The sequence below is a fragment of the Halostagnicola sp. A56 genome, from assembly GCF_000691505.1.
In the GTDB taxonomy this organism is placed as follows: Archaea; Halobacteriota; Halobacteria; order Halobacteriales; family Natrialbaceae; genus Halostagnicola.
The window spans coordinates 180702-194058 of the sequence record NZ_JMIP02000013.1; the positions used below are offsets into that span (position 1 = coordinate 180702).

Annotated in this window: 13 protein-coding genes, 1 tRNA gene and 1 pseudogene; 8 read left to right on the forward strand and 7 right to left on the reverse strand. The window is 62.2% G+C overall.

Annotated elements, in window-relative coordinates:
- Positions 1-67: 67 nt before the first annotated feature.
- The gene (locus tag EL22_RS01690) at positions 68-769 is read left to right on the forward strand and encodes a phosphoglycerol geranylgeranyltransferase (RefSeq protein WP_050049860.1); all 702 of its coding nucleotides are present in this window, start codon (positions 68-70) and stop codon (positions 767-769) included.
- A gap of 108 nt (positions 770-877) precedes the next feature.
- Positions 878-1528: a helix-turn-helix domain-containing protein gene (locus EL22_RS01695; RefSeq protein ID WP_050049861.1), complete on the forward strand. Its 651-nt coding sequence runs from the start codon at positions 878-880 to the stop codon at positions 1526-1528.
- Positions 1529-1591: 63 nt separating this feature from the next.
- On the opposite strand, the gene EL22_RS01700 is transcribed toward EL22_RS01695, so the two are convergent.
- Positions 1592-2437, reverse strand: coding sequence for a Sir2 family NAD-dependent protein deacetylase (locus EL22_RS01700; RefSeq protein ID WP_050049862.1), 846 nt, complete (start codon positions 2435-2437; stop codon positions 1592-1594).
- A gap of 172 nt (positions 2438-2609) precedes the next feature.
- Here EL22_RS01700 and aspS point away from each other — a divergent pair, with 172 nt between their 5' ends.
- Positions 2610-3914, forward strand: a complete 1305-nt coding sequence (gene aspS / locus EL22_RS01705) for an aspartate--tRNA(Asn) ligase (protein ID WP_050049863.1) — start codon at positions 2610-2612, stop codon at positions 3912-3914.
- A gap of 66 nt (positions 3915-3980) precedes the next feature.
- On the opposite strand, the gene EL22_RS01710 is transcribed toward aspS, so the two are convergent.
- A complete protein-coding gene (locus tag EL22_RS01710; RefSeq protein WP_050049864.1) occupies positions 3981-4187 on the reverse strand; it encodes a hypothetical protein in 207 nt (68 codons plus the stop codon).
- A complete protein-coding gene (locus EL22_RS01715; RefSeq protein ID WP_050049881.1) occupies positions 4181-5089 on the reverse strand; it encodes a hypothetical protein in 909 nt (302 codons plus the stop codon). Before EL22_RS01715 ends, EL22_RS01710 begins: the two co-directional genes overlap by 7 nt.
- Before the next feature lie 486 nt (positions 5090-5575).
- On the opposite strand from EL22_RS01715, the gene EL22_RS18370 reads away from it, so the two are divergent.
- From EL22_RS18370 to EL22_RS01730, 3 genes and pseudogenes are all read left to right on the forward strand, one after another.
- Positions 5576-5944 carry a helix-turn-helix domain-containing protein gene (locus EL22_RS18370; protein WP_231587860.1) on the forward strand — a complete coding sequence of 123 codons (369 nt, stop codon included), beginning with the start codon at positions 5576-5578 and terminating at the stop codon, positions 5942-5944.
- A gap of 77 nt (positions 5945-6021) precedes the next feature.
- Positions 6022-6848 (forward strand): annotated as a pseudogene (locus tag EL22_RS01725) (pantoate kinase).
- Positions 6849-6959: 111 nt separating this feature from the next.
- Positions 6960-7739, forward strand: coding sequence for a 4-phosphopantoate--beta-alanine ligase (locus tag EL22_RS01730; protein WP_050049882.1), 780 nt, complete (start codon positions 6960-6962; stop codon positions 7737-7739).
- Between the two features lie 18 nt (positions 7740-7757).
- On the opposite strand, the gene EL22_RS01735 is transcribed toward EL22_RS01730, so the two are convergent.
- Complete coding sequence (locus EL22_RS01735; protein ID WP_050049866.1) at positions 7758-8780, reverse strand: amidohydrolase family protein; 1023 nt, start codon at positions 8778-8780, stop codon at positions 7758-7760.
- A 126-nt stretch (positions 8781-8906) separates the two neighbouring features.
- Between EL22_RS01735 and EL22_RS01740 the strand changes: the two genes are divergently transcribed.
- Positions 8907-9371: a hypothetical protein gene (locus EL22_RS01740; RefSeq protein ID WP_050049867.1), complete on the forward strand. Its 465-nt coding sequence runs from the start codon at positions 8907-8909 to the stop codon at positions 9369-9371.
- On the opposite strand, the gene EL22_RS01745 is transcribed toward EL22_RS01740, so the two are convergent.
- Positions 9368-10606, reverse strand: a complete 1239-nt coding sequence (locus EL22_RS01745) for an HD domain-containing protein (RefSeq protein WP_050049868.1) — start codon at positions 10604-10606, stop codon at positions 9368-9370. The two genes, EL22_RS01740 and EL22_RS01745, sit on opposite strands and share 4 nt — an antisense overlap.
- Positions 10607-11140: 534 nt before the next feature.
- Between EL22_RS01745 and EL22_RS01750 the strand changes: the two genes are divergently transcribed.
- Positions 11141-11215 (forward strand) — tRNA-Val (locus tag EL22_RS01750).
- A gap of 499 nt (positions 11216-11714) precedes the next feature.
- Here the strand turns inward: EL22_RS01750 and EL22_RS01755 are convergent.
- Both EL22_RS01755 and EL22_RS01760 read right to left on the reverse strand, forming a co-directional pair.
- Entirely contained in the window at positions 11715-11984 is a 270-nt protein-coding gene (locus tag EL22_RS01755) for a cytochrome C oxidase subunit IV family protein (RefSeq protein WP_050049869.1), read from the reverse strand.
- A 146-nt stretch (positions 11985-12130) separates the two neighbouring features.
- A partial coding sequence (locus EL22_RS01760; protein ID WP_197075821.1) for a cytochrome c oxidase subunit 3 occupies positions 12131-13357 on the reverse strand: 1227 nt, incomplete at its 5' end.

A 13357-nucleotide genomic window follows, 5' to 3' on the forward strand; every position in this document is an offset into this window, starting at 1 on the left:
TACGCGACGATTCTCGGGAAACGACCGATTCGCAGGGCTTTTGCTCGTTGTCGGGAAACGGAGCGGTATGACTACGCCATGGGAGGACTGGAACCACATCCTCAAGATCGATCCCGACAAGGATCTTCCGGAGGGTGTCACCTACGGCGACCTCTGTGCGACCGGAACCGACGCCATCGAAGTCGGGGGAACGATGGGGATCACCGAAGAGAACATGAGCGCCGTCATCGAGGCCTGTGCTGAACACGACGTCGCGCTCTATCAAGAGCCCTCGAGCCCCGACGTCGTCGTCGAGGACGACGCGCTCGACGGCTATCTCATTCCAACGGTGTTCAACGCCGGTTCGCCGTTCTGGATCACCGGCGCGCACAAGGAGTGGGTTCGCCTCGACACCGAACTCGACTGGGAGCGAACGTCCACGGAGGCGTACATCGTCATGAACCCCGACGCGGATGTTGCGACCTACACGGAAGCGGAGTGCGACCTCTCGGCTGAAGACGTCGCCGCCTACGCGCAGATCGCCGAGCGCATGTTCGGACAGGAGATCGTCTACCTCGAGTACTCGGGCACCTTCGGCGACCCGTCGATCGTCGAGGCGGCGGCCGAGGCGACCGACGAGTCGACCCTGTTCTACGGCGGCGGCATCGACGGCTACGATTCGGCTTTCCGAATGGCGACCCACGCCGACGTGATTGTCGTCGGCAACCTCGCTCACGAAGCGGGCGTCGAGGCGGTCCGCGACACGGTCGAGGCGGCCAACGACGCGTAATATATTCTTGGTGATGTGACCGGCGGTCGAGATTGTACTTATGCCGATCGCGCTGGAAAAAGAATCACTGGCCTAAACGGTTTTGCGTGTTGCCCGGCGACGTGGGGTATGAGCCTCCTCGCCGAATTCGAAGTGGCGTCTCCAGATTTCGTGCTGGGGCCGACACTCGAGGCCGTGCCGGCGATCGAGATCGAACTCGAACGCCAGTACGCGCTCGTCCCGGACCAACCGATTCTCTTCTGCTGGATTCGCTCCCCCGGCGAAACGAACGTCGACCGCACGCTCGAGCAAGATCGGACGGTCGCGCGATTCGATCGCCTCGAGCGAAGCGGTGGTCGGGACCTCTATCGCCTCGAGCGAAGTGATCGGAGTCGAACGGCGGTCGTCGAGAGCTACCGACGATGGGTCTCACTCGGGGGCGAACTGCTCACTGGGCGTGCCGTCGACGGCCGTTGGACGTTCGAGATGCGGTTTCCCGATCGCGACTCCTTTACCGAGTACCACCGGTTCCTCGAACGGGAGGGCGTCGAGTTCGACTTGCTGCGAATAGCCGACGGCGAGCAGACGGAAGAGAGCAAGAGCGTTCTGACCCAGTCCCAGCGTGAGGCGTTGACGCTCGCGAACGAGTACGGGTTCTTTTCGGTCCCCCGGGAATCGACCCTGAGCGACGTCGCTGGCGCGCTCGGTATCTCGGATCAGGCAGTCAGCGAACGCATCCGCCGGGGACAGGCCCGGCTGATCGACGCCTATCTCGTCTAGACGGACGTTCGATTCGTAACCGTTCGTCGATGTGCTCACTCGTTTCGATTTGCAGCAGTGACTTCACTCGAGAAGCAGCGCTTCGAGTTCCGGCAGCGCCGCGGTTACGTCTTCGCGGTGGACAATCTCCGTGGCGTCGTCACAGGGCGTCGACTCGAGGTTGACGATCCCGAGCGTCGCGCCGGTCGAACTCGCCGCTCGAGGGAGCGACGCGGCGGGTTCGACGACGAGCGAGGAGCCGATAGCGAGGAAGACGTCGCTTTCGCGGGCGAGCGAGCGGGCACGCTGGAGCGTCGCACCCGGAAGCTGCTCGCCGAACAGGACGACGTCGGGCTTGTACGTTCCGCCGCAGTCACAGGTCGGCGGGAGTTCGCCGGCAACGACTCGCTCGCGGGCTTCCTTGGCGTCGATACGACGGCTACACATCGCACAAACCGCCCGGTGTGCGTTTCCGTGTAACTCGAGCAGCGTCGTCTCCGCATCTCGATCGGTATCGGAGCCGTTCCGGTTGCCCTCGTCGAAATTGATACCGGTGTCGTTCTGGCGTTCCTCGTTGGTTTGCGCTTCGTCAGCCGGCAGCGTCCGTTCGTGCAATCCGTCCGTATTCTGCGTGATGATCGCGTCGAGATGGTCCGCCGCACCCAGCGACGCGAGCGCTTCGTGTGCGACGTTCGGTTCGTACCCGTCGCCGAACATCGCCTCGTGGAGTTCGAGTCGGTCCGCCCAGAATCCCTCGGGATCTCGTCGAAATCGCCCGTAGGTGAACTGCCCCTCGTCGAAGCGCTCCCAGACGCCGTCTTCCCCTCGGAACGTCGGAACGCCCGAGGGCGCTGAGATTCCCGCACCGGTGAACGCCACGACCGTCTCCGCCCGTTCGATTTCGTCGGCGAGTCGCTCGAGGTCGTCCATACTCGAGACTCGAGGCGCCACACCAAAGGCTGTGTGGTGGGTGGAAAGACGGCGGCCTGCCCCGCAACCGCCGAGCGGTCGCTGCCAACTCGAGTCGTCTCGACCCCCGCGGTCGAATCGGCCGCGAGTGCGAACGATGGCGCTTAAGTTGCGGCTCCGAGAATCGGTGGGTATGCAGGACAGAACCTACACTGCCGACGCCGAGCCGGGCGACGACGTCACCGTCTCCGGGTGGGTCCACGAGATCCGAGACCTCGGCGGTATCGCCTTCCTGATCCTCCGCGACGCGACCGGGAAGATCCAGATCAAGTTCGAGAAAGACGAGATGGACGAGGACCTCGTCGAGACGGGACTCGGCGTCGCTCGAGAGAGCGTCGTAAAAGTCTCCGGCACCGTCGAGGAAGAACCGCGCGCGCCGACGGGCGTCGAAGTGACGCCCGAATCGCTCGAGGTCGTCTCGGCCGCGGATCCGGAACTGCCACTCGATCCCTCGGGGAAAGTCGACGCCGAGATGTCGACCCGACTCGACAACCGAACCCTCGACCTCCGCAAGGAGGAGGTACAGGCCGTCTTCGAGATCCGCGCGGAGATTCTCCGGGCCGTTCGCGAGCAGTTCCGCGAGTTCGACTCGACGGAGATCACCACGCCGAAGATCGTCGCGACGGGGACCGAGGGCGGGACGGAGCTATTCCCGATCACCTACTTCGGCGAGGAGGCCTTCATGAACCAGTCGCCGCAGCTGTTCAAACAGCTCATCGCCGGTTCGAACATCGAGCGGGTCTTCGAGATCGGCCCGATCTTCCGCGCCGAAGAGCACAACACGCCGCGGCACCTGAACGAAGCGACCTCGATCGACTTCGAGGGCGCGTTCTGCGACCAGAACGACGCGATGGACGTCGTCGAAGGCGTCGTCACCGCAGCCTACGAGGCGATTTCGGCGAACTGTCAGGACGAACTCGAGGCGCTCGGCCTCGAGGAGGAGTTCGAGGTGCCGGACGAAGCGTTCCCGCGCATCAGCTACGAGGACGCCATCGAACGCATCAACGCTACGGGCGAGCTGGACGAACAGCTCGTCTGGGGCGACGACCTCTCGACGGCGGCCGAGGAGGCCCTCGGCGCAGACGTCGGCGGCCACTACTTCATCACCGACTGGCCGAGCGAGATCAAGCCGTTCTACATCAAGGATCACGACGACGACGAACAGCTCTCGACCGGCTTCGATCTGATGCACCCGCGGATGGAACTCGTCTCGGGCGGCCAGCGCGAACACCGACACGAGAAGCTCATCGAAGGCTTCGAACAGCAGGGACTCGACCCCGACCAGTTCGAGTACTACACGAAGATGTTCAAGTACGGCATGCCGCCCCACGCTGGCTTCGGTCTGGGCGGCGAGCGACTCGTGATGACGATTCTCGGCCTCGAGAACATTCGAGAGGCCGTTCTGTTCCCGCGAGACAGACAGCGCCTGTCGCCGTAGGCGACGGCGCAACTGTCGAGGGGGAGTTCGCAGGATCGGAGATCCTGCGTTATTCCCGCGTGATCGTCAGCGACTGAGCCCGTAAGGCGAAAGTCTCTGAGAGCGCGTGGAAACTACGAGCGCGTAGCGCGAGTGCGTTTCCTCGAGATCGTCAGCGTCTGAGTCCCCGACGAAGACGCCGGACAGGCAGCGCCTGTCGACGTACGCGAGGTCGGTTTCGTCGATCGCGGTTCGTTTTTCGAGGTAACTGTCCGGAAGACCGGCGGTTACCACCACCCGTCGTCGTCATCGTCATCGTCGTTGTCCGTACAACTCCCGCTGTTGATCGCATCTGCGAGATCGGAGCCGACAGCTTCGTCGCCGAGGAACTCGAGGTGACCGCCGACGCTGGCCGTTACGTCGATGTCAGTATAGTTGTCGGCCGGGGAACAGCCCGCGCCTTCGTTTCCGAGCGCCGTGTCACCGAGTCCGCCGTACGCACCGCCGACAGTCGAGTCGTTCTCGGAGTGGTAGTTGCGGACCTCACAGGTGTTGGCGAGACCGTCGTTCCACGGGGAGCCACAGACCGCCGATCCGTCGGCGGCTGCGCCGAGCGAAGCGACGGTTTCAAGCTCGTAGCCGGAACCGAGTTTGTCCGCAGTCCACAGGACACACCGCCCGCCCAGAGAGTGACCGACGAGGCGGATGCTTCCGCCGCCGTTATCGTAGAACTCCGCTGCGAGGCCAGCGGCAACTTCGCCGACGTCCTCCGTGTCCCGTTCCGCGCCGAAGTAGTTGACCGTGCTCGCGGGCCATTCGAGAACGACGCTTTCGTCCGGAGAGAACCCACCCGATTCGATAGATCCAAGCACGTCGTCAGCCTGACTCCGTGCGGTCGAATCGCCGAACCAACCGTGGATGAAGACGAACAATTCGTCCGTGACAGGGAGGCTGCCATCGGCACTCCACCCCAACAACCCGTCGTCAATTTCGATACGTTCGATATCCCAGGGTGCTGCCGTCGCCGTCAGCGTCGTTGCGGACAATCCCGTAACGCCTGCGAGTGTCACGCTGGTCGCTGCGAGAATCCCTCGTCGTGTCGTCGCCGTTAATTCTGTCTCGGCTGACAGCTGCTGCTCTGACGTTTCAAGTGCCGACCCATTGCTGTCCGTACTGTGGCTGTTATTATCTGCCATATTGCGGGCAAACTGTCGGTAGACGCGAACAAAGAGTCGGTTCTTCAGGAACGAACTCATTTATATCCGGGCCGGAACGTACCGGCCTCCAGTACGGTCACAGTCGTTTGTCTGTCAATTCGGGACGGAATGTTTTTACCATTGGTAATTGTGTGCCGCCCTATGAAGCGAGTGACGTATGTTGTCACCCCACAGAGGGCGTATTTCGACCCGACGCAACGTCGGTTTCGGGAGAACGGGGTGACACTCGAGTCGATCCACGAAGTAGATATTTTAACGGACGGGACGATAACAGCGTTTCTCGAGGTGACGGGCGAGGTGTCGGCAATTCGGCGATCCTTCGATGAGGACCTACCGCGGTTGGTACACTGTGAAATCAATCACACCAATCGGGCGGCGATGGTACAACTTCGCTATCGGCCAACCGAGTTCAATCGCGCGATTCTCGAACCGCATCGGAATCACGCGGTATTTATACGATATCCGATGGAATTCGTCGATCCGATGCGATCGTCCCTGCAGGTGACGGTCGCGGGGCCGTCCGAGGATGTCCAGCAACTCGTCGCCGAGACCCGTGACCTCGCCGACCTCACCGTCGAGACGGTCTCAGAATACGATCACACCGCCAGCCAGCAGTTGTACGAACTCACCGCCCGACAGCGCGAGGTCTTGTCCACGGCCTACGAATGCGGGTACTACGAAGTCCCTCGAGAGGCGACCTACGAGGATATTGCACTGAAATTGGATTGTTCTGCGAGTGCAGTCGGGCAAACGCTTCGACGGATCGAGGCCAGACTCGTCACCGTGACCGTCGCGAACCGTCCGGGGAAGCAATCGAAAACACAGAACGCGTGATAATAGAAAACCGGCCGACAGCTGCGGTGTAATTCGAATCCGCAACGTTATACTCCCCCCAGTCGCAAGGATCGCCAATGCGCGAGGAAGCGACGGCGTTCGTCCCGGGCCACATTACGGGATTTTTTAGCGCACATCCGAACGAGGACCCGACCAGGGCCGGCTCTCGAGGCGCGGGGCTCACCCTGTCCGACGGCGTCGAGGTGACGGTGAGTCCGGCCGCGGAATCCGTCGTGGTCCTCGACGGCCGCGAGATCGACGTCGAACCCGTGACGGGCGTCCTCGAGTCCCTCGGGGTGTCCGCTCGCGTCGAGGCTCGAGCGGAGATACCCCTCGGTTCTGGGTTCGGTGTCTCGGGCGCGATGGCGCTCGGAACCGCGCTCGCGGCCAATCAGGTCTTCGACTGTCGACGCTCGCGAAACGAACTGGTGACGATCGCCCACGTCGCGGAAGTGCGAGCCGGAACCGGCCTCGGCGACGTCGTCGCACAGGCTCGCGGCGGCGTCCCGATCCGCCTCGAGCCGGGCGGGCCGGCGTTGAACGAACTGGACGGGATTCCGGCGCGATCCCGCGTCGAGTACGTCTCGTTCGGACAGCTTTCGACCGCGAGGTGCTGTCGGGCGATACGGAGGTGCTGTCGGCCGCGGGCGAGCGGGCGCTCGAACGCGTCGTCGACGAACCGACCCTCGAGACGTTCCTCGAGGCCTCGAGCGGGTTCGCTCGCGAGGCGGAATTACTCACCCCGGCCGTTCGCGACGCGCTCGAGGATGTCGCCGAGGTAGACGGGCGGGCGTCGATGGCGATGCTTGGCGACACGGTGTTCGCGCTCGGAACCGGGCTCTCGGACGCCGGCTACGAACCCGACGCGTGCGAGACGTACCCGGCGGGTGCGGTCCTCCGATAACGCCGTCACTTCTTGCGTGATTTCGTCAACGACGAGTCGAAGCTGTTAGTCAGGGAGGCGAACGCCTCGAGAATCGGTCGGCTTTTTATCGGAGAACGCGAGCGACGAGTCGTGAGCGATCACGAGACCGTCCCCGCCGAGGTCGACCACGAAGAGGAGATTCCCGAGGACCACCCGCGGTATCAGGACCTCCTTACGCGCCACCGGATCGAGGCCGGCGTGGAGAAAGGGATTACACACCTGCAGGGAATGCACGCCGAAGGCCGCGGGAGCGCCTTCGATTACCTCTTGGGCGAGGAGACGATTCCGAGCGCCGCGGCCGCCGAGCGCGCGGCCGCCGCACGATTGCTGCTCGCGGACAAGCCGGTGCTCTCGATCAACGGGAACGTCGCCGCTCTCGTTCCCGGAGAGATGGTCGAGCTCGCCGACGCCGTCGACGCCGATCTCGAGGTCAACCTCTTCAACCGGACGCCCGAGCGGATCGACGCCATCGTCGAGCACCTCGCCGAGCACGGGGCAGCGGACGTCAAGGGAATCGAGGCGGACGCTCGAATCCCGAATTTGGACCACAAGCGCGCGAAGGTCGACGCGGACGGAATTTACGCGGCGGACGTCGTCGTGGTGCCCTTAGAGGACGGCGACCGGGCGGAAGCGCTCGAGGCAATGGGCAAGACCGAGATCGTCATCGACCTCAACCCGCTGTCGCGGTCACCGCAGGTCGCCGAAATTCCGATCGTCGACAACATCATTCGCGCCGTGCCGAACATGACCGAACACGCCCGAGACCTCGAGGGTGAGGGGGAATCGACCCTCCGGGCGATCGTCGAGGAGTTCGATCGAGATGAAGCGCTCGAGGCGGCCGAAGAACGGATTCGATCCGGGCGGCTCTGAGACGGCGCGTCCACCTCCTCAGTTCGAAAATACCACTTCTCGAATATCGTCGACGCTCGCGCGCCGAACGATTGCCCGGACGGGGTCTCTGGCACCACTGAGGTTTCTCGAGTCGCCGTCGAAGACGATGAATTTGCCCTTCTTTCCTGGCTCGAGCACGCCGTACTCGAGATCGGCTATTTCAGCGCCGTTGACCGTGGCCATTCGGAGGATATCCTCGGCCGGGACGTCGGTGAGCTTCGAGAGCATTGCCATCTCGCGGAACATCGACGGCGAGTTGAGCATCACGTTGTCGGTCCCGAGCGCGACGGTCGTGCGCTCGAGGAGGTCCGAGACGGGCGGCAGCCCGACGCCCGTGACGAGGTTCGAGCGGGGACAGATGGCGATCGGCACCTCGCTGTCTTCGATCCGCTCTAGGTGAAGCGGTTGCGGATGGACGACGTGGACGAGAAAGTCCGGATCGAGGTCGAGCGCCGGGTTGATGTCGCTCTCGTCGACCTCGCCGGCGTGGATGCCGAAGGGCTTGCCCGCGTTTCGGGTCGCCCTGCGCTCGCGGTCGAAGACGTCGTCGTTCGCGCCGCTGGCCCCGAACCCGTCGCCAGCCTCCATCGCCTCGATCGAGCCGCGGGCCATCGCCAGCGCCTCGATGTCCTTTCCGGCGGCCGCCTCGCGCAACATTTCGACGCCCTCGACGCCTCCTTCGCGGAAGTCGAGACAGGCCGCCGTGCCCGCACGCTCCATGTACTGGAGCGACTGGCTCATCGCGGAGACGAGTTCGTTTCGCGATGCCTCGCGCAATAGGCGGTGTTTCAGCCCGTCCGGAGGCGCGACGAGTTCCTCGAGCGAGAGGCCGCCGCCGGCCTCCTTGGCGATCGAGTCGCCGATGTGGGTGTGTGCGTTGACGAACGCGGGGACGATGACGTCGTCGCTCTCGACGCGTTCTTCTTCGATTCGGTCGATACGGCCGTCGCTGCCGACGACGAGTCGTCCTTCGACGGGTTCGAACTCCCGCCCCCGAAGAATCGTGCCCGTACGTTCCATACTCCCCCTTTCGTTGTCACCCCCTTGAACCGTTCGCTGGTGGTCGGGCGTGACCTGTTGTCTGGAATCCGGTACTGGGAGGGCTGGAACGGACATCTTTTGGCCGCCGAACCGCTACGAATCGATATGAACAGACGGGCCGTGCTCGCTGGATCCGTGGCGATTTCGCTCGCCGGTTGCCTGAACAGGGGGGGAGGCCGCGGCAATCGGGGTTCGGACCGAATCAGGGAGACCGGCGATATCGAACTGCTGATCGACGGCTCCGAGTTCGACCTCTCGCAGGACAAGTTCCAGTCCGAGAACGTCGACGACGAGTCGCTCTCCTTTCACCTCCACGAGGGCGACGACAAGTGGTACATGGAGGGCGAGAGTCGCGTGACGATCGCGGAGGGCCTCGACTTGCTTCCGGCGTTCGAGTACACGCAGGAGGACGGGACTCGTCGACTCACGATCGACGGCACGACGTACGACGAGAGCGAGGCCGGAACCGAAATCTCGAGTTTCGTCGACGGCGAGGAGGTCGACCCGGCCGAATACACACTGGCCGACGGCGACGACCTGCGGATCGAGATCACCACCGACGGTTCCTAGGCGCTCGAGTCGCCGCCGAACTGATCTAAGGTCGTGTACAGCCCATCCCGAACGTCACTGACTAGCGGCCCGTCGATGTCCAGTCCGAGAACGTCGAGGGCCGCACGACCGACCCGTACGCTCGAGTCCGCAGGCGAGTAGACGCCGAGTCGCCACTGTGAGTACTGGGCCCCGCGCAGGGCGTCGACGAGCGGCGACTGCTGGCCCAACGATCGTACCTCGCCGTTTACCATCACTCGAGAGGTCGACTCCGTCATCGATGGCCGACCCGGTACGTCCAGAATCACCGCGTCAGCGTCGACGCCGGCCTCGGCGGCGATGTCGCGTTCGAACTCGCGAATCGTCTCGTGATCGGCCTCGATGATCCCGCCGGGCACGTCGTCGATTTCCGCCCAGACGGCGCGCTTGTAGAGGGCGCGATTGTCGAGTCTGCGGGCGTACGCCGCCGTCTCGGGACTCGAGCGCAGCGCGGCGACCAGATCGTGGTCGTCCATGCGCTGGAGCGTCGCCGCATCGGTCTCGGTCCGCTCGATGAGCCGTTCGCCCGCTCGTCTGAGCATCGCCTTGCTGATCCGGGCGACGCTGTGGCTGTAGACGGTCGGGTTCATGAGCGCCCGCGCGACGAGGAGGCTCTCTGCCGTCTGGACGTTTCCCTCGGCGAGGACGAGTTCGCCGTCGACGAAGGCGAGTTCGCGAACGAGGCGTCCGTGATCGATTGTCCCGTACGGGACGCCCGTGTGGTGGGCGTCTCGGACGAGGTAGTCCATCCGATCCACGTCGAGTTCGCCCGAGATCAGCTGGCCGAATCGTCCGTCGCCGGCGACGAGATCCGCGACCGCCGCCGGGTCGAGGTCGTGCGCTCGGAGGACGTCCCCGACCGCGCCCTCTGACAGCAGGTCGTGGACATCGTCGTGGTATCGGCCCGTCCGGCGGTGAGTCACCGACTCGAGGTTGTGACTGAACGGACCGTGGCCGACGTCGTGCAAGAGCGCCGCGGCCTGAACGCGCTTGGCCAGTGGCCCGTCCACGCCGAGTTGCTCGAGGGCCTGACACGCGAGGTGATAGACGCCGAGGCTGTGCTCGAATCGGGTGTGATTCGCCGACGGATAGACCAGCGACACGGTTCCGAGCTGTCTGATCCGTCGGAGCCGTTGCATCTGGGGCGTGTCGATCAGCTCTCGAGCGACGCCCTCGATCTGGATGTGGTCGTGGACGCTATCCTTGATCACCTTCATCACCGGCGTTTCGGCCGGATACTACAAAAACTGTCGTGTCATAGAAGAGATTTTCCGCGGTTACATCCTCTGAGACGGCCGTTCACGCGCTTCAGCATTATTATTAAAAACCAAAACTAATTAATAGTCTTTGTTATATTATATAGAGTAGTCCTCGACTCGCCCATACGAATACACATCCTACTAGTACCTGGATGGTTCCCAGGCCACCGAATAGTAGTCTGTTTTTCATGTCTGTGAGGACAAGTAGTAATAAGTTAATTCTTTGGAGACGAAGATCTAAATTGTGTTGACCATGTCCGGAACATAACCGCTTCTTCCAACACGATTCGGAGTGACCCTGCTTCTAACTGTGAGCGTGTTCTCTCCGAGGAGATCACCAACAGCTACGTTCGAAGAAGGGCATCCTCCGAGGTTGGCCGTCCCTCGAGACTGAGATCGCGGCGCAGTGCGGTCGATGGCGGATTCTCGAGCGCCTCGCTGTCGATGACTGAAAGGAAGTCTTAAGTCGAACGCACGGATACACACGGCTGCGGGTTGGTGATCTAGTCCGGTTATGATACCTCCTTCACACGGAGGAAGTCGGCAGTTCAAATCTGCCCCAACCCATTTCTCAGCGACACAACGCGACGAGCGGTGCGTGGCGCGTCGCGCCACGATCGCGAACGGCGAAGCCGTGAGCGAAGCGAGGCGCTCGTCGCCGAGAAATTGTTACGGGAGATTTGAATCAGGGAGTGGAGCGTAGTGGAACGATCGTGGTTCAAATCTGCCCCAACCCACTAATTTTGCTGCGAGCAACTACGCGAGCAGCAAATTCGTTACGTTGTGCAGATTTGAACGAGGCAAGTCACGCGCACCGAAGCGAGCATGTCTTGACGTTGTTCAAATCTGCCCCAACCCACTACTTCTATCGCGAGCAAATTCGTGACCGGTGGCGTATGTGAGATGCCGTCGCTGGGCTAGCACGAGATATTCGCGGTAACGAGCCACAGTACCGGGTGAAATGAGAGAAACACCTACCGGCTACCGTAACGGAAGAGAGGATACAAATCGAACATCGAGAAGAGCCTCGGGCGCTTCGGACGAAACGACGAACCGGTCGATCGGATTACTGGATCGAGAATCCCGCAGCGATGGTGAGCAAAAGCACCATGAACAGTGCGGACACCATCATGTACGTGATCGATCGCGGTTCTTCGATGAGGTGCTGGAAGTATCCAGCAACCAGGAGTATTTTGGCGACCGAGAACAGCAACACGCCGGTCAGTGCCGTCCAGTAGCCGAATTCGATCAGGTCGACTTCGAACAGCGCGAACTGCGCAGTGCCTAGGAGGAGCAATGCGACGTAGATGATCGAGTAGGTCCGTATAGACGCCATTGATAGATGAGTGGGGGAGAGAGGCACTTATACCTTCCTCATATCGTTTTCGCGGCCGAGACGTACCTCGAGAGACGAACGTCTCACGGGACACTCCCAAAGAACTTGAATTCGAAAAGAAACCGCAAAACAGGAACTGATACTGCCTACAGCAGGTAGAACAGTGGGAACAGGAGGACCCACACGATATCGACGAAGTGCCAGTAGAGGCCGAAGTACTCCACCGGTCTGGAGTCCTCGAGATAGGCGTCGACGGAGAGCACTCGGTAGATCATAAAGCCTGCGACGAGCAGGCCGAGGATCACGTGAAGTGCGTGCATACCCGTCGTCACGTAGTACAGCGAGTACTCGAGCCCGGAGAACCAGTAGTCTCCCTGGCTGAACTTCACGCTGTACTCGTAGCCTTTCACGCCCATGAACACGAATCCAAGCAGTATCGTCGCCCCGAGGGTCGCGAGAAGGCCTTTCTTGTTCTGGCGTTCGGCCATCACGAGCGCGAGAATCACGGTGAAACTCGAGGTGATCAACACGTAGGTGTTCAACAGTCCCGGCCAGGTGGCGAACGGAATCGTCTCCCAGTTCGTCCAGCCCATGTGGATTCGCATGAACACGTACGCACCAATGATGGCACCGAAGACGACGACGTCGGATGCGAGGAACACCCAGACGCCCATCTTGGTGTTGTCGACGCCGCCGAATGGCCATCGTTCGGCGATGGCCATCTCGGGTGCGTTGAAGTTCTCGACGCCGAACTTGAACAGGGATACCCCGAGAATTAACACTCCGAGGACGGTCAACGCCGGGAATAGCATATTCGGCTCGGCAGCAGGTCCGGTCGGTAGTCCACCTGTGATATGGGCGTTACCGGAGTTGACCGCCGTCTCCATGAAGTTGAACACGAACGGCGTCAGACCGCTCACGCCGAGGAACGAAACGAACAGACCGAGACCGATGCCGAACGGCCAGATGCTCGCGTGATCTGCGTGTTCTTCTTCCTGCTGGGCGACGGCGGTTTCCGCCGTGACGCCGCCGTCGGTCGCCTTCGCGGCGTCGTCGACGAACTCGAGTTTCCCGCTCGCGTACGATGGGCGTCCGCTCCAGTTGTCGAGCGGTGGTGGCGACGGAATCGCCCACTCGGCCGTTCGAGAGAACTTCCACGGGTTGTTGGGTGCTTTCGGTCCGAACACGTAGCTGTGTGCGAACGTGATGAACATGATCGCGATCGACAGCGCGAGGATGAACGCGCCGACGGTCGCCATCTGGTGGTAGACCTGCATTCCTTCGCCGTAGTTGAAGACCCGTCGCGGGGTTTCCCAGGCGAGGAACATTGGGAAGTAAAGCAGGTTGAACCCGAAGAAGTAGACGGCAAAGTT